The organism is Psychroflexus lacisalsi (genome assembly GCF_020164495.1).
In the GTDB taxonomy this organism is placed as follows: Bacteria; Bacteroidota; Bacteroidia; order Flavobacteriales; family Flavobacteriaceae; genus Psychroflexus; species Psychroflexus lacisalsi.
The window spans coordinates 147358-171389 of record NZ_JAIQYZ010000004.1 but is presented as its reverse complement, the minus strand read 5'-3'; the positions used below and the strand labels follow the sequence as shown (position 1 = coordinate 171389).

Annotated in this window: 17 protein-coding genes; 6 read left to right on the top strand and 11 right to left on the bottom strand. The window is 36.6% G+C overall.

What is annotated here, in order from left to right:
* Nucleotide 1 precedes the first annotated feature (1 nt).
* From LB449_RS11605 to porU, 9 genes are all read right to left on the bottom strand, one after another.
* Nucleotides 2-1084 carry a mannose-1-phosphate guanylyltransferase gene (locus tag LB449_RS11605; RefSeq protein WP_224455263.1) on the bottom strand — a complete coding sequence of 361 codons (1083 nt, stop codon included), beginning with the start codon at nt 1082-1084 and terminating at the stop codon, nt 2-4.
* 5 nt (nt 1085-1089) lie between these two features.
* Nucleotides 1090-1686 carry a SprT-like domain-containing protein gene (locus LB449_RS11600; protein ID WP_224455262.1) on the bottom strand — a complete coding sequence of 199 codons (597 nt, stop codon included), beginning with the start codon at nt 1684-1686 and terminating at the stop codon, nt 1090-1092.
* A 6-nt stretch (nt 1687-1692) separates the two neighbouring features.
* Nucleotides 1693-2376, bottom strand: a complete 684-nt coding sequence (locus LB449_RS11595; protein ID WP_224455261.1) for an SDR family NAD(P)-dependent oxidoreductase — start codon at nt 2374-2376, stop codon at nt 1693-1695.
* On the bottom strand, nt 2376-3344 hold the full coding sequence (locus LB449_RS11590; protein ID WP_224455260.1) for a M28 family metallopeptidase: 969 nt from the start codon (nt 3342-3344) through the stop codon (nt 2376-2378). The genes LB449_RS11595 and LB449_RS11590 overlap by 1 nt, the downstream gene beginning before the upstream one ends.
* 80 nt (nt 3345-3424) lie before the next feature.
* Nucleotides 3425-5191, bottom strand: coding sequence for a pyruvate dehydrogenase complex dihydrolipoamide acetyltransferase (locus LB449_RS11585; protein WP_224455259.1), 1767 nt, complete (start codon nt 5189-5191; stop codon nt 3425-3427).
* Nucleotides 5192-5195: 4 nt separating this feature from the next.
* Entirely contained in the window at nt 5196-6194 is a 999-nt protein-coding gene (gene pdhA / locus LB449_RS11580; RefSeq protein ID WP_224455258.1) for a pyruvate dehydrogenase (acetyl-transferring) E1 component subunit alpha, read from the bottom strand.
* Between the two features lie 94 nt (nt 6195-6288).
* Nucleotides 6289-6771, bottom strand: coding sequence for a cytidine deaminase (gene cdd, locus LB449_RS11575; protein WP_224455257.1), 483 nt, complete (start codon nt 6769-6771; stop codon nt 6289-6291).
* A gap of 75 nt (nt 6772-6846) precedes the next feature.
* A complete protein-coding gene (gene porV / locus LB449_RS11570; protein ID WP_224455256.1) occupies nt 6847-8016 on the bottom strand; it encodes a type IX secretion system outer membrane channel protein PorV in 1170 nt (389 codons plus the stop codon).
* Nucleotides 8017-8047: 31 nt separating this feature from the next.
* Nucleotides 8048-11869 (bottom strand): type IX secretion system sortase PorU, encoded by a 3822-nt coding sequence (porU, locus tag LB449_RS11565; RefSeq protein ID WP_224455255.1) that lies wholly within the window; start codon nt 11867-11869, stop codon nt 8048-8050.
* A gap of 165 nt (nt 11870-12034) precedes the next feature.
* On the opposite strand from porU, the gene gldJ reads away from it, so the two are divergent.
* From gldJ to LB449_RS11535, 6 genes are all read left to right on the top strand, one after another.
* The gene (gene gldJ / locus LB449_RS11560) at nt 12035-13687 is read left to right on the top strand and encodes a gliding motility lipoprotein GldJ (RefSeq protein WP_394372316.1); all 1653 of its coding nucleotides are present in this window, start codon (nt 12035-12037) and stop codon (nt 13685-13687) included.
* 66 nt (nt 13688-13753) lie between these two features.
* Nucleotides 13754-15037: a UDP-N-acetylmuramoyl-tripeptide--D-alanyl-D-alanine ligase gene (locus LB449_RS11555; RefSeq protein ID WP_224455253.1), complete on the top strand. Its 1284-nt coding sequence runs from the start codon at nt 13754-13756 to the stop codon at nt 15035-15037.
* Entirely contained in the window at nt 15027-16373 is a 1347-nt protein-coding gene (locus tag LB449_RS11550) for an MATE family efflux transporter (protein WP_224455252.1), read from the top strand. The genes LB449_RS11555 and LB449_RS11550 overlap by 11 nt, the downstream gene beginning before the upstream one ends.
* Nucleotides 16374-16451: 78 nt before the next feature.
* On the top strand, nt 16452-17561 hold the full coding sequence (locus LB449_RS11545) for a vWA domain-containing protein (RefSeq protein ID WP_224455251.1): 1110 nt from the start codon (nt 16452-16454) through the stop codon (nt 17559-17561).
* 1 nt (nt 17562) lies between these two features.
* Nucleotides 17563-19026: a magnesium chelatase gene (locus tag LB449_RS11540; RefSeq protein WP_224455250.1), complete on the top strand. Its 1464-nt coding sequence runs from the start codon at nt 17563-17565 to the stop codon at nt 19024-19026.
* Between the two features lie 21 nt (nt 19027-19047).
* Nucleotides 19048-19218: a hypothetical protein gene (locus LB449_RS11535; protein ID WP_224455249.1), complete on the top strand. Its 171-nt coding sequence runs from the start codon at nt 19048-19050 to the stop codon at nt 19216-19218.
* Nucleotides 19219-19282: 64 nt separating this feature from the next.
* On the opposite strand, the gene LB449_RS11530 is transcribed toward LB449_RS11535, so the two are convergent.
* Together LB449_RS11530 and LB449_RS11525 are read right to left on the bottom strand one after the other, a co-directional pair.
* Nucleotides 19283-19489, bottom strand: coding sequence for a hypothetical protein (locus LB449_RS11530; RefSeq protein WP_224455248.1), 207 nt, complete (start codon nt 19487-19489; stop codon nt 19283-19285).
* Nucleotides 19490-19493: 4 nt separating this feature from the next.
* Nucleotides 19494-24005: a T9SS type A sorting domain-containing protein gene (locus LB449_RS11525; RefSeq protein WP_224455247.1), complete on the bottom strand. Its 4512-nt coding sequence runs from the start codon at nt 24003-24005 to the stop codon at nt 19494-19496.
* Nucleotides 24006-24032 lie beyond the last annotated feature (27 nt).

Here is a 24032-nt window from a genome sequence, read left to right as displayed (position 1 = left end):
GTTAGCCGTAATGTTTACCAAATTTATCCATCACCAAGTTACGTATTGTTTTTATTTCTTGTTCATCTTGTTTTGGAAGTATTACAAGTGAATCTTCATTTTCTACTATTATATAATTATCCAGCCCTTTAACAACTGTAACTTTATCTTTCGAAGTCCTTAAAATAGTGTTCGTGGTCTCTATAAAAATTGATTGAGCATTGATACTTACATTTTCATTTTCGTCTTTGGGAAGTTGATTATGCAAAGAGCCCCAGGTTCCAAGATCACTCCAATCAAAGGAAGCCTCGATGACACCCACATTTGTAGCCTTTTCCAATATACCATAATCGATAGATATGTTTTCAAAGCCTGAATAATATTCTTCTAGGAATGAATGTTCAGCCTTAGTGTTTAATTTAAACAAAGATTTTTCAAAGATTGAAAACATCTCTGGTAAATAAGCCTGGTATTGGTCTATGATGTAGGAGGATTTCCAGATAAAAATTCCAGCATTCCATAAATAATTACCTGATTTTAGAAAAGATTTTGCCGTGGGATAGTCTGGTTTTTCTGTAAAAGTTTCAACCATTTTCACGTTCGCAGAATCTTCATTTTTAAATTTGATGTAACCATAACCTGTATTTGGGAATGTAGGTTTGACTCCCAGAGTCATTAACAAATCTTCGCTGGAACAGGCTTCAAATGCTTGGTTCACATCTTTTGTAAAGGCCTCTTCATCTTCAATCCAGTGATCGCTTGGGGCGACAATCATTCTGGCCTTAGGATTTTCCTTATAAATTTTTAATGCCGAAAGCAAAATACAAGGAGCTGTGTTTCGCATAGCAGGTTCAGCGATGACTTGATCCATATCAATTTCGGGTAATTGTTTATTGACTAAATCAACGTATTCTGAATTTGTTAAAATCAGAATTTGAGTAGAAGGAACTATTTTACTGAGTCTTAGAAAGGTTTGCTGAAGCAGAGATTTCCCTGTCCCCAGCATATCATGAAACTGCTTAGGATAGGAAGTTTTACTGACAGGCCAAAACCTTGAGCCAACTCCCCCTGCCATAATCACAGCATAATTATCCTTCTTGTTCATATCATTTATTTTAAAAGATCAACCTCTGCATTAGGTTGAAAAACGTAGATTTTTCCAGAACTTACTTCCTGACACTCGTACCTTTTACGAATTCGTCTCCCTTTCTTGAATTTTCTACCATTTGGGATCTGAAAAATACTACCAAAGGGAATTTCAAATATAAAGTTTTTCTCATTAGGTCCATCGTAATGCTTTAAAGCGACCGATAATATTGCATCCGTATCACTGCTTGCCGTTGGATTTTTAAAATGTCTGGCCAGCTCTGGCAGCAAATCGTTCGGAAATATTTCTGGATTCAAGAAAGGCAACATCAGTTTTTGAAAAGTATGTTTCCATTCTGCACCATGAGGAAGAATTGAAAACCCGTATGTCTTAAAAGCCAATAAGTGCGCCACTTCATGAACAGTTGTCAATAAAAATCTATATTTATTTAAATTAGAATTAACCGTTATTTGATGGAAACCATCTGGTTTCAACCTATAATCTCCATGTTTGCTTTGTCTTTGGTTTACAATCTTCAGTTGAACTTGATAAGCTTTGATCATTCCCATGATAGGAATAACCGCACGCTCGGGCAAATATTTATGAAGAGTGTCTTTCATTAAGATTTATGGAGTTGAACTGGAGACCTGCAATAGCTTACCATTATAAAATTTCTGCCCGTTGACAGAAAAATCCTTGATATATTGAGCCATTTCCAAAGCTGAATTGGGTGCTTCCAAACCTGGAAAAGCTTCTTCAAGCATTTCGGTTTGTACGGCGCCGAGTGCCAAAACATTAAAAGAAGGTCCATTTTCTTTATATTCTTCAGCAAGTAATTCAGTTAATGTAATTACAGCTGCTTTACTTGAACTATAAGCTGCTAAACCTGGAAATTTCATGCTGCCCTGCACTCCACCCATGCTACTGATGGTAACTACATGTGTTGATTCCTTCATCAATGGCATCAGCTTGTGTGTCAAATCAAAGACCGCAAATACATTAGTTTCATAAACGCTCTTTACATCCTGCATGTTTGTGTCCTTAAATTCTTGCTTCAAAAATTGACCAGCGTTGTTGATAAGAACATCAACAGATTTTACTTTCGATTTAATATTTTCAGTGACCTCAGCAACATCAGAAGAATTATTTAAGTCACAGGAAAAAGTATATACATTATCTAAGTTTAAACTCTTCACTGGCTTGTCATTTCTTGACAATGCGAAAACTGTATGTCCTTCAGACGCAAAAAGTTTTACCAGCTCAAATCCGATACCTCGACTTGTACCAGTGATAACAATAGTTTTTGACATTAGTTAAGATTTACTGTAGTTTCAGTTGAATTAATAAGTTGTAAAACACCAGGCTTTAAGTCATCAATTAAGTTAAGGTAAGCTTCGACATCTAGTTCCTCAAATTCATCGTTGACATGATGGTAGTATTCATAGTTTGTGAAATCGAATGTACAAATGGTATGAGAAGGCACGCCAAAGACCTCAAAAAATGGATAATTATCACTTCTTTTAAAAAGTCCATACTGAGCAGCTTCAGGTAAAAATCCTAAAAATTGCTCTTCACTATTATAAAATTCATTAAAGACCTCAGCAAGGTTTGACATTTCATAACCTGTAATGTAAGCGCGGTAATCTTTACCTTCCATTTGAACACCAAGCATCTCAATATTAAATACTACGTAAGGCTCAACCTCCATATCTTTCATTTTGTTCGCCAAATGTTTTGATCCTACTAAACCTTTTTCCTCAGCAGAAAACAGAGCAAATATGACATCTCTCTTTAATTCCTTATCTGCTAAAAATTTGGCCAGTTCCAAAACAGCAACTGTCCCAGAAGCATTATCATTGGCTCCATTCGCTATGCTATCTTGGTCTATCGCTTCGATATGTCCTATGTGATCGAAGTGAGCACCAATAACAAGTGGTTTCAGGTCAGATTGTTCTTTTGATTTAATAACTCCTACCACATTATAACCATCAACACCTTTAAGGTCAAAAGAATCTCTATAGGTTTCAAAATAAGGATTGACATTAAAATTTTTGAATGCATTTTCAATGTAAAGTGCAGCTTTTTCAATTCCTTCTGAACCAGTATCGCGTCCACTTAATTCATCTGAAGATAAATATTTTAAAGCAGAGGTTGCAGAATAATCAAATTGTGTCTTTTCTGATGTGTTGGATATTTCTTTTTTTTCTCCTTGAGGTGAATTCTTACAGGAGAGGGCTAAAAGTGAACCTATACAAAGGGTTAAAATAATTTTTTTCATAAAGTGAATATATAAAAAACTGCCTTTACAGACATCTTAATAGTCTAAAAAGGCAGTTGATTTATTTATTGTAAGTGAGTTTATGCAAGCATAGTCACTGGATTTTCCAAATAAGTTTTCAAGGTCTGTAAAAACTTAGCTCCAGTTGCTCCATCTACAGTTCTATGATCACAAGCTAAAGTAAGTGTCATTGTATGACCTACAACAATTTCACCGTTTTTGACCACAGGCTTTTCAACTATAGTTCCTACAGAAAGTATTGCGGAATTTGGTTGATTGATGATACTTGTGAATTCAGTAATTCCGAACATTCCAAGATTAGATACTGTAAATGTGCTTCCTTCCATTTCGTTAGGCTGTAGTTTTTTGTTTTTAGCTTTGCCAGCCAAATTCTTTACATTACTACCTATTTGAGTTAAGCTTTGCTGATCTGCAAACTCCAGAACTGGAACCAACAGACCTTCATCCACTGCAACAGCTACGCCTACATGGATATGTTTTGCAATTTTAGTTGCATCACCATCCCAAGATGAATTGACTTGCGGATGCTTTCTTAGTGCCATTGCAGAGGCTTTGATCACTAGATCGTTAAAAGAAACCTTTACGTCTGGCATTTCATTGATGTGAGATCTTGATGCCATTGCATTCTCCATATCTACTTCAATATTGAGGTAGTAGTGAGGAGCAGAATTTTTGGATTCCAGTAAACGCTTAGCGATAGTTTTTCTCATTTGAGAGTTCTTAACATCTTCAAATGATTCTTCACCAGCCGGCGTATAAATTTCTGCTACAGGCTGAGGAGCTGCCTCTTCCTTCTTAGGCTGCTCTTTTTTAGTTTCAGCAGTTTTCTCTTCAGCAGGTTTTTCAGATGGCTTGTAATCTTCAACGTCTTTTTTGACGATGCGACCATTATCTCCAGATCCACTTACTTTTCTTAAATCTATGCCTTTATCTTCAGCAATTTTCTTAGCCAATGGAGAGGCTAGTATTCTTCCATCTGCGTCAGTATTATCTGCATCTTCATCGCCAGAAAGGTCTTGAGTGCTTGATTCATTTGCAGAGTCTTGAGATTTAGTTTCTTCAGACTTATCGTCTTTTGAAGATTTCTCTTTTGATTTTTTCTCTGAATCTTTTGAAGAAGACTTACCTCCTGACTTTAAAGATGCTAATACTTTATCTACATCTGTTCCTTCAGGTCCAATAATTGCTAATACATCATCTACTGGAGCAGAATCGCCTTCGTCGATACCTATGTAAAGCAACTTTCCAGAATAGAAAGACTCAAATTCCATTGTCGCTTTATCAGTTTCGATTTCAGCTAGAATTTCACCTTCCTCTACATCATCACCAACAGATTTTAACCAAGTCGCTACGGTTCCTTCTTCCATAGTATCGCTCAAACGCGGCATAGTAACTACCTCAACATCATCAGGAATTCCATCTCCACTTTCTGCGTCTTCATCAGATTTTTCTCCATCAGACTCGCCTTCGACTTTTCCATCCTCTTCCTTAGACTTTTTATCATCTTTAGATTCAGACTTCTCATCTTCACTTTCTTTAGAAGTATTATTATCTTTAGCTCCTTTGATTAAATCTTCAATATCCTCACCTTCTTCACCAATAATAGCTAGAAGTGTATCTACAGGAGCACCTTCACCTTCTTCTACACCTATGTGTAATAAAACACCATCGTGGAATGATTCAAATTCCATGGTAGCTTTATCAGTCTCAATTTCAGCTAAAATATCACCTTCTTCTACCTTGTCTCCTTTTTGCTTTAACCATTTTGCAACGACACCTTCTTCCATGGTATCGCTCAATCTTGGCATATTTACTACTTCAGCCATCTATTTATAATTTGTGGGGAATGAAAGGATAATCTTCTTGTTCATACACAACGTCATACATGACGTTTTTATCTGGAAAATCTGACTCATCAGCAAACTTTTCGCACTCGGCGACTTTTTCTTTAATGCTCTTATCAATTTTCTTGATATCGTCTTCTGTAGCGTATTTTTTATCTAGCAATATTTTCTTAACCTGAGAAATTGGATCTATTTTTTGATATTCTTCAACCTCATCTTTGGTTCTATATTTTTGCGCGTCACTCATAGAGTGTCCTCTATATCTGTAAGTTTTAAGATCTAAAAACGTAGGGCCCTTACCTGCTCTTGCTCTAGTAATAGCTTCGTCTAATGCCTCCGCAACTTTGGTAGGATTCATAGCATCAACAGGACCACAAGGCATTTCATAACCAAGGCCAAGTCTCCAAATGTCTTCGTGACTGGAGGTTCTTTTTACAGAAGTCCCCATGGCATACCCATTATTTTCCACACAGAACACAACTGGTAAGTTCCAATTTACTGCCATGTTTAAAGTTTCATGGAGTGAACCTTGTCTTGCAGCACCATCACCTAAAAAACATAAGGTCACCGCGTTGTTATTGAAATATTTATCTGCAAATGCTAAACCTGCACCTAGAGGAATCTGTCCCCCAACAATACCATGGCCTCCAAAAAACCTATGTTCTTTTGAAAAAATATGCATCGAACCACCTAGACCTTGGGACGTCCCCGTCTTTTTTCCGTAAAGTTCAGCCATTACTCGCTTAGGGTCTACACCCATTCCTATAGGCTGTACGTGATTTCTATAAGCAGTAATCATCTTATCTTTTTCCAAATCCATCACATGCAAAGCTCCTGCTAAAATCGCCTCTTGTCCATTATACAAATGAAGGAAACCCCTTACTTTTTGTTGAATATATACTTGAGCCAACTTATCCTCAAACTTTCTCCAAAACAGCATATCTTCATACCACTTCAAATAGGTTTTTTTCGTTATTTTTTTCATGTACAGCTTAATTTTATTGCTCTTCTTTATAAAAATAGAATTACAAAAGTAATACTTTATGTAGGAATTGAAAATACTTTAGTGAGTATTAACTCTAAAGAAATTTATTATCGAAAGCCAATGGTAAAATATCCAGTAAAGCCTTGACATGAATAACTTTACCTTTTGTACCTGTGAAGTAAATCTCAATAGGTTCATCTTGTTTTTGCTCATATTCTGCTATCGCTTGTCGACATGCGCCACATGGAGCTATTGGCTCCAGCACATCATGTTTTACTGATGTTGCGGTTATTGCCATAGCCTTAATTTTCTGGTTTGGATAATTTGCTCCCGCTGCATAAATAGCGGTACGTTCTGCACACAAGCCAGAGGGATATGATGCATTCTCTTGATTACTTCCTTTCACAACTTCTCCATTATCTAAAATAATCGCGGCCCCTACCATAAATTTTGAATAAGGAGCGTAAGCAGACTCTCTGGCATCCACGGCCCTTTTCATTAATTTTTGAATGTCATCTGGAAGCTCTGTTACAGAATCATAAATTTCTATTGTAGTGTTTATCTGCTTTTGTATCATGAACTGATTTTCTTAGAGCCAAAAAAAGCATCAATAAAATTGATACTTTCTTTGAGATTTATCACAAATATAGAGTTAATATTCAATATAAGCTTTATCACCAATATTAAAGGTTACGCCAAACCTCAAAGTTCCTTCTAAAGGATTTTGAACCGTTGAAGTTGAAAACAAATAGGAAGCATCAATATTTATGGTGGAATATTTAAACCCTGCTCCCATAGTGACAAACTTCCTAAATCCTTTATCCTGAGACTCATTAAAGTACCCTAACCTCAATGCAAAGCTGTCCTCGAACCAGTATTCTGCACCAAGAGCCCAGGTAATCTCTTTGAGTTCTTCAGAAATACCATCTGGAGCATCTCCCCAAGAGGAGAAAATCGCACCAAATTCATTTTCTCTTGTATAGTCTAAAAACGCCTGCTGTCCCTCTGGAGTTAAGTTTCCACTACCATCTGTATCAAATGCTGGTGGTGTTGGAACTAATAATTTATTGACTTCTAAATGCACACCTATGGTGTTGGAAGCATCTAAAATAAAGTCAAAACCTGCTCCGGCTCTAAAGTTGGTAGGCAAGAAGTTTTCCTGCCCTACGTCATCATATTTTATTTTAGGCCCTATGTTGCTTATAGATAATCCACCTCTCCAGCGACCATTAAAATCTTTATAAAATTTCTCTTCACTTCTGTAAAACATAGAAATATCTGCACCAAAACTACTTGCTGCGGAAGCATCTGCAATACCGGTAGGAATTCTCAGGTTAGAATTAATATACCGTCCTGTGACAGCCATTGAAAATACCTCGCTTAAACGCAGGGAATAACTCAAATCGATAGCAAATTCATTTGGACTGGCAATTCTTGGCACCTGCTGAGCTGTTGATCTAAGCTCTACTTCACCAAGTGCAAAATAACGGATGCTAGCAGCAAAAGCACTTCGTTCATCAATTCTGTTGAAATAAGCAAGGTTACCTATATTAATATCGTTTACAAGTTCTCTTAAATAAGGAGTATATGATAAACCTATTCCAGATTTAGTTTTAGAAAAAGCATACTTAGCCGGATTCCATTGTTGAGAAAAGGCATCTACTCTCGTAGCTACGCCCTGATCTCCCAAACCTGAAGATCTTGCGTCTGCAGCTATCAATAAGAAAGGGATACCTGTGGTAATAACACGACGATTGTCCTGAGAGAACGAATTTTTAGAACACAGTAAACTAAGTAGAAGAATTAATAGGTATGGTTTCATATTCAAATTTGAATTAGCAAATATATGTAATTTATAAAATGACGAGCTTTTCATATTTCTCGGCTTTTTGGTTAGTTAACGTAGATTTTACAGTAAGCTTGTATACATAAACACCTTTTCCAATTTTATTTCCAAAATCATCCCTTCCATCCCAACTCATTTCTCTAAATAAAAACCCATTTGTGTTGGCAATTTGATTTTTGGTCCAAACCAATTTACCGGAGACCGTAAACACCTGAATCATAACTTCCAAAGGTTCAAAAGGACGGTTATGATTAAACCAAAACTCGGTGTAATCAATGAACGGGTTGGGATAATTAAGAACTCTGGTTATTTTGAGTTCATCATCACCGGCAACAATAAAACTGATATCCTGTGTTTGCGAATTATTATAAACATCCCATGCTTTAATGCTTAATGTATGTTCACCTTCTTCGAGATCTCTAAGTCTGTAAAATACTTCACCTCTTCTAAAATCATCTTTGTTGGCTTCGTAGTATTCATTTAAAATAATCGGATTAGCCTCATCACCGTCCAGTATTGCTATAATATCATGACCTATACCTCCAGCAGTATTGATTCCGTTTTCGTCTTCGAGTAAAGCTAAAATATAAGGCTGGTTGTCTGTGATCCCACCGCTCACAAAATTCTCATCATTCATGTATAGATTTATGAGCGGGCCTTCATTATCTTCGGGCGCATCTTCATTTAGACCACCAACAAGTATTGATGTGTTAAAACCACTATATTCTTCGAAGCCTGAGAGGCTCGACGAATAGAAACTCACCCTCCCAAAATCCACAGGAAGACGAGTATCTTTAGGTAGAACAAATTCAAAATCAAATTTTCCATTTTCTACACTTGCCTGACCTTTAAATAAATTTTCTCCTAAAGTAGTAAAGTCTAAAATCGCTACTCCCCCATTTATCCTGGTACCATCATTCCCAAGTGTTTTCCTATCTATTATTTTATCAAAAATCGTGACTGATAGATTTCCGTTGAAATCTTGAAGACTTTGGTTATTACTATCCACAATTTGTCCTTCAAATTTATATTTACCAAGCGCCTGTAAGGTGTCTGAAAATTGACTGATCGGGGTTTCATTTATGGTTGTTAATTCAATTCTTGATTTTGGTAATGGTAACCTCATGACGGGGTCTCCTATAAAAAAGACAATCCGTTTTCCATTTCCAGAAAGTTCTTGTTTAGCTCTTGCTACAGATTGAGCAATGGTCTCATCATTATTTACAAAATCAAAAAGAAAGGGAGCGAATGCCTGGTTAAAGTTAACGCCAGCAGTCACCGTTATAGCTCTTGTAGTTGTGACCAATGAAGACGCTCCACCATTTTCATTCCAAAAGGTAAGCTCCCCACCTGTCATTCTCAAAGGATTATCAAATTTTGTGAATTCACAGGTAACCGTCACAAAACAGGTATATCTATCTGGATTTCTCCAACTTTGAACATTGGTTTGAGTGACAATTCGTTCCTGTGCAAGTCCATCTTCACCTCCATGTCCAAAATAATTAACAACTGAAGCCCCTAATTCTATGGCATCCGAAATAGCATTATTCACGTCAGGATAACGATCACCTCCAGCACTTGTAATCTGCTGAAAAGCATCTGAATGGATTTTCTTGACGTTGACAGTCGGTTTCTGCTCCGAAATCTCATCTCCTAATTCATCTAGTCTTTCCTGATTTCTAAAATCACTGGCCGTGTTGGCATCATCTGAGATTAGTACAAAATTATTCCTCCATTGCGCATACGATTCTTTCTGTTCTGAGGATATGATTTTGTCTACCATTTCATTTGCTCGCTGCGGAGAATCAGCCAATATTCTTCCAACAGCTAGATCCATAAGTCCTCCCCTGCTGATATCCCCTTCATCTGGATCCATCATTGTGTAAAAATCATCCGACATAAAAGAGGAGACAGTTGTAGAAAAACTTCCTAAACTTTGGAATGTCGGGACAATATTGGTATTCCCTTGCAATCTGTTTTTATAATCTACAGAAGCATCGCCGATAATGCCCAGAAATTCAATCCTGCTTTCTTCAGCATTGTCATATATATATTTAACCAAGTTTCTTATAGCGCCAATATCTTGTTTTCCAGAATTAAACTCCTCGTATATATCTTCAACAGCTAAGGTTTTTACAACGAGTCCATCATTATCTCTTCTATATTGAGCCAGTCGATTTGCCGCCGAAAGAAAACTAGATTGAGTAATAATCAAATAGTCTAAATCCTGAAATTGACCTTGTCTGTTTCTCAAAATAGTTCCCTTGATATTTTGATTGGTCACTGAAGTGTTGCCTAATTCAACTTGGGGTTGTAGAAATGAAGAAGTGATTGCCTGAAATTCTCTTTCAGAACCTAACGTGCTTTTGAAAGAAAAAACAGATGTTTGATCTTGGTTTGACACAAAAGCTGGATTGATAGGATCTGTAATTTCCCAGATTTGAGTTATTTCCGATGCATTTTGAATAACATATTCACCAATTCCAGATAAAGTCGCTACGTCATTATTTTTAAACTGAAATTGCTCTTCATTCGCTATCAATTCTCGCCTAGCCTCAACTGAAACAAAGTCAAGAAAACCAGTTGCTCCAGGATTTCCATTTTTGTTGTAGGTCATTGTCACAGCGATCTCATCTGAATTTAAAGGAACCTGAAATTGACGACTATTTCCTCTTGAAGGCAAATTTGCGGCTGTTTCAAGAATAAGAATATTGTTGACTAAATTACCATTTACAGAAATGTCAAAAGAACTTCTAAGAGGTGAAATTGCTCCAACTCTGACATCTAATTGAACTGGTTGATTTTGAACTAAATTTGGAAAACTGAATTCATAGGTTCTTTCGGTCTCAATATCGAATCGATCACCAAACCAACGTCTGCCGACCAAAGACAAACTGGTTTCATCAACCTCAAAGAATTGATAATCATCAAACTCATTTATAGTAGTTGAGGGATTACCCGCAGGTTGGTTCAATACAAGCATTCTTTTGCCTCCCCCAGAATCCACGGACAAATAATAGTAAGACCTGTCTGTATAGAGGTTTAAATTGGTTTCATTTTCTTCACTCCAGCCCTCTGTATTGGTCGCGTAAAACAATGCGTAATCTCCTGAGTCAAAAGTGCCATCACCCCCATCAAAAACCTGAATGGATAACTCGGGCGGATCATAATATTGATTGTCTTGATTTACCAGAGGAAGCATCCCGCCGCCATGACCAAATATTTTCAAATTACTTGTTGGGATGGATGACGCATTAATACCCAGAGTTCTCAAGAATGCAAAATCCAGGCGATGAATTCCGGTTTCTTCAACATAGAATTTTTTGATTTCACCCGATGCAAAAATTGAATTGGTTATTGCAGTAGTATTTTTATTAGAATTAGAGCTTGGTTTAAAAGAGGCTTGAGAATTTTGATCGGAGACTACATCAAAGGAAATAATCTTTTCTATTCTATTATTGTTGAAAAAAAAAGGATTGAGTCGAAGTAGAGCTTTTTGACCTTGAGTTCCTGCAACCCTGGAAAAAGAATACTCTACTTGATTTGGGATATTCTTGATGTCCTCTTGAATATCTTCAGAAACAGCTTCTGTAATTATATTTGTGAGACTTAAGGAGTTGGAGTTGGCATCAATAAAATATGTATATTCTAAAAAAGCCTCATTTGGATAATAATTAAAATAAGATATATCCAGTTGATTGAAATCAATTTCACTAGTGTTTTTTTTAGCAATATTATTGTCATTACCCCAATTTATATTAACTTTACCAACCTGTGCAGGACTAATTACGTAAATGAATATAAATATTAGTAATAATAGAATTCTCATTTAAATACAATTGAATACAAACTATAACGTTGACTAAACAATGATAGTATATTAAATATAGAATTAAATCAAGTCAGGAAAATAAATTTTCGGAATTGAAAATATTCTTGTTAATACAGCGTTAATCATTATATTGCGAACAAATTTTGGATTAAAATCGAAATTATGATTATGAAAAACTTCGTTAAATCATGTATGCTTGCATCCTTAGCTATTGCTATGACAAGCTGTAATAACTCGAGGGACTACAAAAGTAACTCAAGAGCTACCGGTTGGGATTTAAGCGGTAGAGATGGAGGCGTAAGCTACAAAACTGACTACGAAGGTCAGGAACCTGGTCCAGGATTGCTTTTTGTGGAAGGTGGAACATTCACAATGGGTAGAGTTCAAGATGATCCTATGCACGATTGGAATAATACACCAACTCAACAGCACATCCAATCTTTCTACATAGACGAAACAGAAGTGACCAATGTAATGTATTTAGAATATTTGGATTGGTTAAAGCAAGTATTCCCCCCAATTGAAGAACGTTATAAAAACATTTATACTGGAGCATTGCCAGACACTTTGGTTTGGAGAAATCCGTTAGGATTTAATGAAAACATGGTAAATAACTATTTGAGACATCCTGCTTTTCACAATTATCCTGTAGTTGGAGTGAATTGGATACAAGCTACTGAATTTAGCCAATGGAGAACAGACCGTGTTAACGAAAAACGTCTATCAGATAAAGGGTACACATCGAGAGATGCCTATAAAAATAGCAGTGCTGATAATATTTTTAGTACAGAAACATATCTTAACGCACCAAGTCAAGTCTACGGAGGGAATGATTCAATCACTAGAGGTGGAAGAGAAACTGATAGAAAATTAAGAAATAATCCAGACAGCACAAACGTTTACGTACAGAGAAAGGACGGAGAATTACTTCCTGCTTATAGACTTCCTACTGAAGCTGAATGGGAATATGCTGCATTAGGTCAAAGCTCTCTAAGGGATTATAATTCTTACAGAGGTAGAAAAAAATACCCTTGGGATGGACAATATACAAGATCTGGTGACAGAAAAACTATTGGCGATCAACGCGCTAACTTCAAGCAAGGTCAGGGTGATTATGGTGGTATAGCTGGCTGGAGTGATGACGGAGCAGATATTACTGCTGAAGTAAAATCATATGAACCGAATGATTATGGTTTATATGACATGGCAGGAAACGTTTCAGAATGGGTAGCAGATGTTTACAGACCAAGAGTTGATAATGAATACAATGACTTCAACTACTTTAGAGGTAATGTCTATACTAAAAATGCGATTACTGAAGATGGTAAAGTAAAAGTGCTTACTGCAGATGAGGTTATTTATGACACCTTAAGCAATGGTAGAATTGTGGCAAGAAATACACCAGGCGAAATTGCTCAGGTAAAAATCGGAGATCAGGAAACTTACTTGAGAACTCAATTTTCAAAAAGTGATAATGTCAATTTCAGAGATGGAGACAAGTCCTCTTCTAGAGACTATGAGAAGCGTTCATCTGATGAAGATGTCAAAGAGATGTATAATTCTCCAAACAATAAGGTAACACTTAAGGATGGTGAAATAAACAGACGTTATGATGGTTCATCTGATAGAACAACGCTTATCGATGATAACGTGAGAGTATATAAGGGTGGATCCTGGAGAGATAGGGCATATTGGATGGATCCGGCTCAAAGGAGATATTTTCCACAGGATATGGCAACAGATGATATTGGTTTTAGAAATGCAATGTCAAAGGTTGGCTCAAAATCCAACAAGGGCAGAAGAACAAGAAATTAAATTATAACCGACTAACTCTTTTAAAAAAGCTCTAATTTTGTATTAGAGCTTTTTTTATACCCAATCATGAAAAATATATCAGATCTGTATTCAAAATTTCTAGAAAGCAGCGGGATTTGTACTGACACTAGAAAACTTAAGAAAAATTCAATTTATTTTGCTTTAAAAGGTGAAAACTTCGATGGAAATGAATACGCCGATCAAGCATTAGAAAGAGGAGCACTACTTGCAGTAGTTGATGATAAAAATCAGAAAGATGATTCCAAAGTCATCGTTGAAGATGTTTTGCTGACTCTACAAGAATTGGCAAATTTCCATAGAAAACAAATCGATATACCAATACTGGCGATTACCGGAAGTAACGGGAAAACCACTACCAAAAAGCTAGTTTTAGAAGTCCTATCAAAAGAATTTAAAGTAAAAGCTACTGAAGGAAATCTTAATAATCATATTGGTGTTCCTCTCACCTTGTTATCCTTTACGGCCGAATTGGATTTTGGTATTGTAGAAATGGGTGCAAACCACCAAAAAGAAATTGAATCCTTATGTAATATTGCAGAACCTAATTACGGTTATATAACCAATTTTGGCAAAGCCCATTTGGAAGGTTTTGGGGGCATAGAGGGTGTGATAAAAGGGAAATCTGAATTGTACGATTACCTAATTGAAAACGATGGACTCATTTTCTTTAATAGAGATGACGAAATTCAAGTAGAAAAAGCAATACAACATAAAAACTATAGCATTGGCGAAAAATCTCTTTCCGATTGTCAGGTTGTTCTAATGGAAACGCAACCATTTGTGACAGTTGAATATTCCAATTTAATTATAGAAACCAAATTGGTAGGAAGTTATAATTTTAAGAATGTATCTGCATCAATTGGTATTGGACGATACTTTGGTGTTGATAAGGAAAACATAAAGCAGGCAATTGAAAACTTTGTGCCGGAAGAAATGAGGTCTCAAATCATCGAAAAAAACGGCAAACATATCTTACTCGATGCTTATAACGCAAATCCTACAAGCATGAAAGCTGTTTTGGAAAGTTTTAAACAAATGAAAGGAGATCATAAGACTGTGATATTGGGCGATATGTTTGAAATTGGTGAAGATTCGGTCAAAGAGCACTTTCATATATTAGACACTTGCCAGTATCTGGGGTTTGAAAATATTCTGGTCTGTGGTGAACGATTTCATAAGGTATCTTCAGAATTTGAGAATGTGATTGGTTTTAAAACGACAAGTGACCTTCAAAAATACATTGAAGAAGACATCTCTAGAATTTCTTCACCAATATTAGTTAAAGGGTCAAGAGGAATGAAATTGGAAAGTATCATGGATGTCCTCTAATACTCAAATAAAAACTCCCAAAGTATCTTTTAAAGAGATAAATACTATTGCAATTCCTGCAATCATAGCTGGAATTGCAGAACCACTCATATCATTAAGTGATATTGCTATAATTGGCAATGTTGAGGAGAATGCTGTTGAAGCTTTGGCCGCAGCAGGCATCGTTGGTTCCTTTCTATCGGCAATCATTTGGATTCTAGCTCAAACGAAAACTGCCATTTCAGCTTTAGTCTCACAACATTTAGGCTCAAACAGGTTACATGCTGTCAAAACCCTGGTCCCTCAAACCATATTACTGAACTTTTTACTGAGTTTACTTATTTATTTCATCACCGCATTTTTTGCTGAATTGATTTTCAGCGCCTACAATGCTGAAGGATTGATTCTTGACTATACAAAAAGTTACTACAGGATAAGAGCTTTAGGCTACCCCTTTACACTCGTCACTTTTGCCATATTTGGAGTTTTCCGAGGGTTGCAAAATACATTGTGGGCAATGAAATGCAGCCTCGTTGGTGGTGCTGTGAATATAGGTCTGGATTTTCTTTTGGTGTATGGAATTGAAGGATTTATACCTGCCATGCATCTTGAAGGGGCGGCGATTGCAAGTATCATTGCACAAGGGGTAATGCTAGCTATGGCTCTGTATTTTTTTATTAAAAAGACTCCATTTCACCTTAAACTTAGCTTGAATCTCAACCCAAATTTGAAGCCTCTTATCTCAATGGCCTCCAATTTATTTTTGAGAACGCTTGCACTCAATATCGCCATTTACCTAGCAAACTCTTATGCTACAGATTATGGTAAAAATTATATTGCTGCACAGAGTATTTTGATGAACATTTGGTTGTTTTTCTCGTTCTTTATTGATGGTTATGCCAATGCCGGAAATGCCATTGGAGGTAAACTTCTAGGGGCAAAAGCCTATACTAAACTCTGGGACTTGAGCAAGGACATCAGTAAATATGCAGTGATCATAGCACTAATATTAATGGGAATCTGTGCGCTATTTTATGATGAAATAGGTCTTATCTTCAATAAAGATGAACAAGTCTTACTGCTATTTTCTTCCGTTTTCTGGCTTGTATTGTTGATGCAACCTATCAACTCCATTGCATTTATGTTTGATGGGATTTTTAAAGGTCTAGGAGAGGCGAAATACCTCAGAAACGTCCTACTCGTCGCGACATTCCTCGGGTTTTGGCCAACTCTGTTAATTTTTGATTATCTGGGACTCAAGCTCTACGCGATTTGGATTGCCTTCTTTGTTTGGATGCTCATTAGAAGCTTAGCTCTAGTGATTAAATTCCGAAATAAGTACCTCGATAAAACGTAGAAAAAACTAGTTTAGTTTTAAAAACAGTTTAACACAAACTTATTCCTTACCTCCTCTTATTTCTACTACTTTTAAGGTATGGCAAATTATAGAAAAGGAATAGTCTTTAAAACTTATGAAGAGACCACAAGTTTATTCGATAAGCTTCTGGATATTTTCATGGAATTAATAACGCATACTTCAGGAGATTTTGATGAAGCTATAGACTGGTTAAGAGAACTCGATAAAGCTTACGAAATCACTAATGAAGATTACACTATTGATGATTTTATCGAGGACCTTAAAAGCAAAGGATACATCCGTGAAGAGATAAAACCTGACGGGAATTCTGGGGTCAAGATTACCAATAAAACAGAGCAGGCGATTAGAAAACACGCTTTGGAACAAATTTTTGGTAAACTGAAAAGAAGTGGCTCAGGTAAACATAAAACCAAACATACTGGACTTGGCACCGAAAAAACAGGCGATTTAAGAGATTTTCAGTTTGGAGACGGTTTTGATCAAGTCTCCATGACCGAAAGCTTCAAAAATGCTCAGGTTAATCACGGCATCGATGAGTTTAAAATGTCTGAAAATGATTTGGTGGTCAACGATACTCATCACCAAACACAGATGAGCACCGTGCTCATGATAGACATTAGTCATAGTATGATCTTGTATGGTGAAGATAGAATAACGCCGGCCAAGAAAGTGGCAATGGCTTTGGCAGAAATGATTACTACAAAATATGCTAAAGATACTTTAGACATCATTGTCTTTGGAAACGATGCATGGCCTGTAAAAATTGGAGACTTACCTTATTTACAGGTGGGTCCTTATCATACCAATACTGTGGCTGGACTTCAACTAGCCATGAAAATTTTAAGCAGAAAGAGAAATGCAAATAAGCAAATCTTTATGATCACCGATGGTAAACCAAGTTGCTTAAAACTTTCAGATGGGAGCTACTATAAAAATAGTGCGAGTCTAGATGATGTCATCACTAAAAAGTGCTACAACATGGCTGCACAAGCCAGAAAATTGAGGATACCTATTACCACCTTTATGATTGCTTCTGATCCCTATTTGCAAAAATTTGTAAGGGAATTTACCAAGTCCAACCAAGGTAGAGCATACTTCTCTGGGCTAAAGGGCTTAGGAGAGATGATTTTTGAAGATTACGAAAATAACAAACGAAAAAAAATATAATATGCAATTGACTGCACTAAAGACACTTGGTGATTTAAAATCCAATTCTTATATATCAAGATCTATAAAAGATGAGTTGAGGGATAATCTCATTCATAATTTAAAAAAGGATAAATCTTCATTTGAGGGTATTTTTGGTTATGAACACACCGTCATTCCCCAGCTAGAACAGGCTATTTTATCCAAGCATAATATCAATTTACTGGGCTTAAGAGGCCAAGCCAAAACAAGGATAGCAAGGCAACTCTTAAATCTACTGGATGAATACATCCCAGTAGTCGAAGGGTCTGAAATCAACGATGATCCTTTCCACCCTATTTCCTTATATGCCAGAGAACTTATTGAAGAAAAAGGAGATGATACACCTATTTCTTGGTTGCACAGGAGTGAGCGTTTTGCAGAAAAACTAGCTACTCCAGATGTGACTGTTGCGGACTTGATTGGAGACATCGATCCTATAAAAGCGGCTAACTTAAAGTTGAGCTATGCCGACCAAAGAGTAATTCATTATGGAATGATCCCTAGAGCCAATCGTTGCATTTTCGTTATCAACGAGCTACCAGATTTACAAGCTAGAATTCAAGTCGCTCTATTCAATATTCTTCAAGAAGGAGATGTTCAAATAAGAGGTTTCAACTTAAGATTAGCATTGGATCTTCAATTTGTCTTTACCGCAAATCCAGAAGATTATACCAACCGAGGAAGCATTGTTACTCCTTTAAAAGATAGAATAGGCTCTCAAATTTTGACACACTATCCTAAAGATATTGAGATTGCTAAGCAAATCACCAAACAGGAAGCTCAACTGTCTGACTTCAAAAAAGAAAATATTATTGTTCCAGATTTAGCAAGAACCTTACTAGAACAAATTTCTATTGAAGCAAGACAAAGTCATTATGTAGATTCTAAAAGTGGTGTGAGTGCAAGACTAAGTATTACTGCTTTCGAAAACTTAATGAGTACTGCAGAACGGAGAGCTCTTGTAAATGGAGATCATAAAACGTGCCTCAGATTAAGTGATTTTAATGGTATTATACCGGCTATCACTGGTAAGGTTGAATTGGTTTACGAAGGAGAAGAAGAAGGCGCTGAATTTGTTGCTCAACAACTTATAGAAGCTGCAATTTTAAATCTATATCCTAAGTATTTTCCTGAAATCAAAAAACTAGAAAAACAAGATGAGGACCAATCGTATGATAAAGTTATGAATTGGTTTATGAAGAATGACGATGTTCAGTTTTTTGAAGATGACTCTAATGCAGAATATGAATCAGCTCTCAATAAAATCAAGCCTTTAGAAGAAATGCTAAATGAATATGTCTCCAATTATGATAAAGGTGAAAAGTACTTTTGGATGGAATTTATCCTTTGGGGCTTATCTGTTCATAAAAAACTAGACAGAAACCAGGTCGACACTCAGTTAAATTTTGGTGATTCCTTCGGTAGTTTTATAAAAGGTTTATAATTTTGAATAAAATCGTAATTTATGCAAAGTGAACTTCCCAAACCCCATAATAATGAATCCTATAGAGCTTTTGAATTTTCAGAATTCATCCAAGAGAATTGGGTTTATCTAGGCATCGTTCTTATCATGATTTACATTGTGGTGATGTACGCTAAAATAGTAAGAGACCGAAAAAAGAATAAAGATAATTAACCCAAAAACCATCTGATTCCTCAGATGGTTTTTCTCTTTTGTACTATTATCATTAATTTATTCGCTAGTCTTGTTTTCTCGTCTGTCTTATTCCTAAGCAACCTCCTACTGCTAGACCTAAAGCGATAAGACCACTTATGGGTGCAGCTGGTTCATCATCGACATCATCTGGAAAGCCAATATCTCCAAACTGGGCATAACTGGTTGCCGAAATTAGGATAAAGGCTATAACCAATACTAGGGCTAGATACTGTGATTTGTTTATTTTCATGATTTTAGTCTTTTATGAGTTTAAATGTTTTTGTGCCTTGTTTGGTTTTTAGCTTCACAAGGTAAACCCCTGTTGAAGCATTAAAATCTTTGATCTCTATACTAGATTGGCCATTTAATTTTGAAGTGTACACTTGTTGACCTATCATAGTGTAGATCTCCACTTGAGCATCTTTAGCAAAGTCTATTCCACTTATGCTAAAGTTTCCCTTGGTTGGGTTAGGATACAAACTTAGGTTTACTAAATTTTCATCTCCTGTCGATAAGCTCACTGGTTCAAACACTAAGCTAAAGCGATCTGAAGCCACTGATTCTGGAATAGAAGAATCTATTGTAAAACTAAAGGTGTTGTCTGAAGATGTGATTTCAGAGAGAGTATCTAAATAGTTGTCTTTGACAAAAATTTGCGTATTTAAGTTATCGGTCACATCAAACTTCATCACATAACTCTCCCGTCTATATTGATTGATAAACAAAGGCAATTCTTCTGTAGCCTCTGGAAGTGGTCTACGCTCAATCGCTATAGCAGTATTCTCTGCCAATCGAGCTAAGTTTTCATCCAGATTACTAAGTTTAGAAGAGTCGTCTGTTGTTGTAACACTAAAGGATTTATCAAAGTTAATTCTCAATCCATCCGATGGTGTCTCTCCTTCAGCAAATGAGTTAGCGTTGAACAGTTGAATATTGATATACTCTTGAACACTATTAGATTTAACATCCGTTTGGATCTCACCAACCGCCTTATAAGACTCTTCAAAAGTTACAGAAGCTGTCCCTGTAGTGGTTACAAAAGCGGCTTGCATAGGTTGTAAAAATTCATTGGCTAATGAGCTAGTAGAATTGGTGCCTGCTGGAAGATCAACAGTAACATAGGCTCCCCTGCCTCCTGGCGAACCCGGGGTTGGTGCACCGCCAAGAGTGGGATCCCAGACGTAATATTGTGTTGGGGATATATTTGTTGAACCTGCTATAAGGTCAATCATATTTACTTGAGCCTGATAAGGATTACCAACGAAATTGACATTGTTTAAGCCAAGGCTCGACTGTGTACTTGTCCCTATAGCTAATTCTCCTGTAGCGCGTAACCTGGTATCGGTTGGGACTGAAGCATTACTAGCAATATCTATCCCTCGGTCGCCTCTTACCAATAAACGGTAAGCAATACCAGCAGTTAAAGGAACATTGGTGCCAGAGATACTGTTCCAGCTTCTCCCTACATTATCATAAGTAAACATCGATGCATTCCCCGATGGACTATAATCAAACCCATTATTTCCATCTTGGCCTACAGTTGCATTAGCAGAACCTGGCTCTACCCCTGTGATATGAGTGCCAAAGCCTGGACTTGGATTATCGGTATAGTTAGCTGCACCTTCTTGCCAATTTGCTCTAATATCGGTTGCCGTGGTTACCGATGGAGATAAGAATCTAAAAGCTCGTCGAGCGGGATAGCATTGTTCTACAGTAACATCGCCCACAATTGTTCCTCCAACAGGACCCACCTGAGCCGTCTTTCCTGGTGTTCCAAAATTACATCGTAAAGAAAGATTGCCATTCGTGTTTAAGGTGCCTTGATCTACGTAGACTACTCCAAACAAATCTGCTGGGTCTGTAAAATCTACACTTGTTGAATTATCTAATCTCAAATTCTCAAAAGAACCGCCACCAGAAATACTCTGTGCCGAAGCTCCATTTAAGACCACTTCGCCATCGCCACTTAAAATGCCAGCATTGTTTACATCGCCAGTGATATTTAGATTAAAGCCACTGGTATTTAAACTGCTTGGCGCTGTAACACTAAGACATGTACAAGCAGCATCTTCACTTAAAATAGCTCCAGCTCCGTCGATCACTAATTTCTTATATTGGTCTGTAACTGTAGGCTCGTTTAAAGGTCCTGAACCATTACTATAATTTGACCCATCCCATAAGACAGGTTGAATTCCAGTTCGCTCAAATGTAAAATATTCCCCATTGGTGAAGTTTACATTTTGATAAAGAGCAGTCGAGCAAAATTCAGAAGCACTTATCCTAGTTGGACTTGTGAAGTTTGGATTATCATCAATAAGTAAATCCAATTCTGAAGCTGAATTTACTTCAATATCAATTTTATCAAAATCTAATTCAATATCTATAGTTCCAGGGGTTCCAGAGACGTTTATTCTCCATGTTGCAGTTAATCTTAAATCATCCGCTAAAGTGTTTGAACAATCTACAGTAGACGTATTCAATGTGGTTTGCTCTTCTGTATCGCTAGCAGCTATCAATGCATCACCAAGCGTCATTGAACTTGGATTCTTAAATTTAATAATACCGGTTGAGTATGTTGTTTCATCTAGTCTAGATGCTGAAGTTTGTCTTACCCCTAATAGATTAAAGTCAAAATCTCCTCCTCCATTAGTGTCGTATGCATATATATCATTCCCTGTTGGAGTAACTCCATATTTTGCTAATAAGAAATTGTTGAGAATATCTATTTGATTAGTATTTAAAGCATTATCGTAAATTAAAAATTCACCTAATAGTCCATTAAAATAACTTCCAGCAGCACCATTCCCACTTTCATTTATATTTCCATCGCCATTCTGTCCAATACTGATGTTTGCACCATGATCATAGAGATACCCCACTCCAGTTGTCGTTCCCACCAAACTTCCATTAAGGTAAGTTTGTATTACCCCTGTAGATGAATCGTTACCGCTAAATACATTGGTCATAACATAGGTCGTGTTTGGAGTAACATTTGTCATGACTGACCTAAATGTCCAAGGGGAGCCTGCCCCATCATTAGATTCATTATAAGCTCCAAAATATAGCTCTCCGTTTAAGATATAAATGACTACACCTCTAGTGGTACCTCCTTCTTCGTAAATAACTTGTCTGGGATTAACATTTGTCCCAGTTTGAAAAACTAGAGAATAGGTGCGTTCTATATAAGGTTCGCCACCAACATTAATATCTGAATTGTTAGGAATCTCTAGGCTCTCATTATTGGCACTAGAAAACTGAACAAAATCTTGTCCATTACCAACATCCATTAGAAGACTTGGCGAATTCGTTTGTGTACTAGCATCGTTTAGGTTTTCACCTTCATTGATCCAAGTAGCAACATCAGTACCATCAGCTTGATCAATAGTATTAGCTTCAAAAGCAAATCTTAATTCTTGGGGTAAATTAAGACCAGCTCTCGTATTTAAAATACTTCGGTTTACAGATACTTCAAACGTTACATAATCCCCATCATTTATAGTTAATCCAGAAAAAGTAGCAGTCGTAGGGCTTACTGTTGAAGCATTTAGAGAAATCGGTGTTGAAAAGCTAGGATTATCGTCTATTAAAATTGTTATTTCGCTTACGTCAGTAACATTTATATTAGCTGGTGAGAGATCAAAATCAATATCAGGTGTAACACTTCCCACTTTATCTACTCGCCAAGAAGTTTGCAACCTTGATATAGGATTACATACTACAGGTCCTAGTAGAGTTTGATCTTTAAGATCACTTCCTAAACTGAAATAATCGCCATCAGTGAGTGGTGCAGATGTGTTTAAAGAGATTAAACCCGTACCTCGACTGGTTATTACGTGTTCGTCTGTTGAACTTTGCCTGTTGACACTCACCAAATTAAAATCATACTCACCATTTAAGGCTGTATCTTGATCATAAATATCATCTGGAGAAATACCAATATCATACTTAGAAGAAAGGTAGTTTTCTAACGAAATACGCTGACTTGTATTTAAACTGAAGTTATACATAACGAATTCTGCAACAGAACCATCAAAAGGAAGATTAGAATTTACCACTCCGGTTTCAACATGAGAGTCGTTGTCGGCTACATTCCCAATGCCAGCTTGATTATGAGCATATAAAAATCCAATAGTAGGGATAGTTCCTACAAGATTTCCATTCAAATAACAATCAATTGAGCCTGTAGACGTATCATTTCCATTGTAGATAAAAGAAATAACGTAGCTTGTGTTTGCGCTTATCGGAGTTTGGGAAGAAGTAAATCCCCAGGGTGAAGCTTCACCAGCTCCATCATCTTCATTTAAATTCCATGCTCCATAGTATAAGTTTCCATTAAATATATACATATTAAGCCCTCTTGCTTCTCCACCTTCTTCGTAAATCATTTGTCTTGTCGTCACATTAGCTCCAGTTTCAACAACTATTGAAAACGAGCGCTCCGACCAAGGTCCTCCGTCATTCAAGTCTGTATTATCAGGAATTGTTAATCCAGCATTTGCTCCAATACCGAATTGTATGGCAGCATAGCCATTCAATGAGTTTGTGACATAAGTTGGATCGTTGTTGAACGAAGTAGCGTCGTTAGCATTCCCGCCAAGATTTGACCATAAAGGAACTGCTGAGCCATTGCTTTGATTTAGTTGCTCAGCAATAAACCAAAATCTGTTGGAAGTATCGTCATCCACACCACCTGGTCCATTTTGTGAAAAAATGAGTTGTGATAATGAAATAAATAAGCATATAAAGACGGAAGTAATTTTGTTCATAATAGGATATTTCGTACAAAAATAGAC

Excerpts from the sequence above, each read along its gene's own strand:
- LB449_RS11535 (WP_224455249.1), top strand. The coding sequence starts at position 19,048 with ATGCAAAGTGAACTTCCCAAACCCCATAATAATGAATCCTATAGAGCT.
- LB449_RS11525 (WP_224455247.1), bottom strand. The coding sequence starts at position 24,005 with ATGAACAAAATTACTTCCGTCTTTATATGCTTATTTATTTCATTATCA.
- gldJ (WP_394372316.1), top strand. The coding sequence starts at position 12,035 with ATGATTATGAAAAACTTCGTTAAATCATGTATGCTTGCATCCTTAGCT.
- LB449_RS11550 (WP_224455252.1), top strand. The coding sequence starts at position 15,027 with ATGTCCTCTAATACTCAAATAAAAACTCCCAAAGTATCTTTTAAAGAG.
- porV (WP_224455256.1), bottom strand. The coding sequence starts at position 8,016 with ATGAAACCATACCTATTAATTCTTCTACTTAGTTTACTGTGTTCTAAA.
- LB449_RS11605 (WP_224455263.1), bottom strand. The coding sequence starts at position 1,084 with ATGAACAAGAAGGATAATTATGCTGTGATTATGGCAGGGGGAGTTGGC.
- LB449_RS11540 (WP_224455250.1), top strand. The coding sequence starts at position 17,563 with ATGCAATTGACTGCACTAAAGACACTTGGTGATTTAAAATCCAATTCT.
- LB449_RS11595 (WP_224455261.1), bottom strand. The coding sequence starts at position 2,376 with ATGTCAAAAACTATTGTTATCACTGGTACAAGTCGAGGTATCGGATTT.
- porU (WP_224455255.1), bottom strand. The coding sequence starts at position 11,869 with ATGAGAATTCTATTATTACTAATATTTATATTCATTTACGTAATTAGT.
- LB449_RS11555 (WP_224455253.1), top strand. The coding sequence starts at position 13,754 with ATGAAAAATATATCAGATCTGTATTCAAAATTTCTAGAAAGCAGCGGG.
- cdd (WP_224455257.1), bottom strand. The coding sequence starts at position 6,771 with ATGATACAAAAGCAGATAAACACTACAATAGAAATTTATGATTCTGTA.
- LB449_RS11530 (WP_224455248.1), bottom strand. The coding sequence starts at position 19,489 with ATGAAAATAAACAAATCACAGTATCTAGCCCTAGTATTGGTTATAGCC.
- LB449_RS11590 (WP_224455260.1), bottom strand. The coding sequence starts at position 3,344 with ATGAAAAAAATTATTTTAACCCTTTGTATAGGTTCACTTTTAGCCCTC.
- pdhA (WP_224455258.1), bottom strand. The coding sequence starts at position 6,194 with ATGAAAAAAATAACGAAAAAAACCTATTTGAAGTGGTATGAAGATATG.
- LB449_RS11585 (WP_224455259.1), bottom strand. The coding sequence starts at position 5,191 with ATGGCTGAAGTAGTAAATATGCCAAGATTGAGCGATACCATGGAAGAA.
- LB449_RS11600 (WP_224455262.1), bottom strand. The coding sequence starts at position 1,686 with ATGAAAGACACTCTTCATAAATATTTGCCCGAGCGTGCGGTTATTCCT.
- LB449_RS11545 (WP_224455251.1), top strand. The coding sequence starts at position 16,452 with ATGGCAAATTATAGAAAAGGAATAGTCTTTAAAACTTATGAAGAGACC.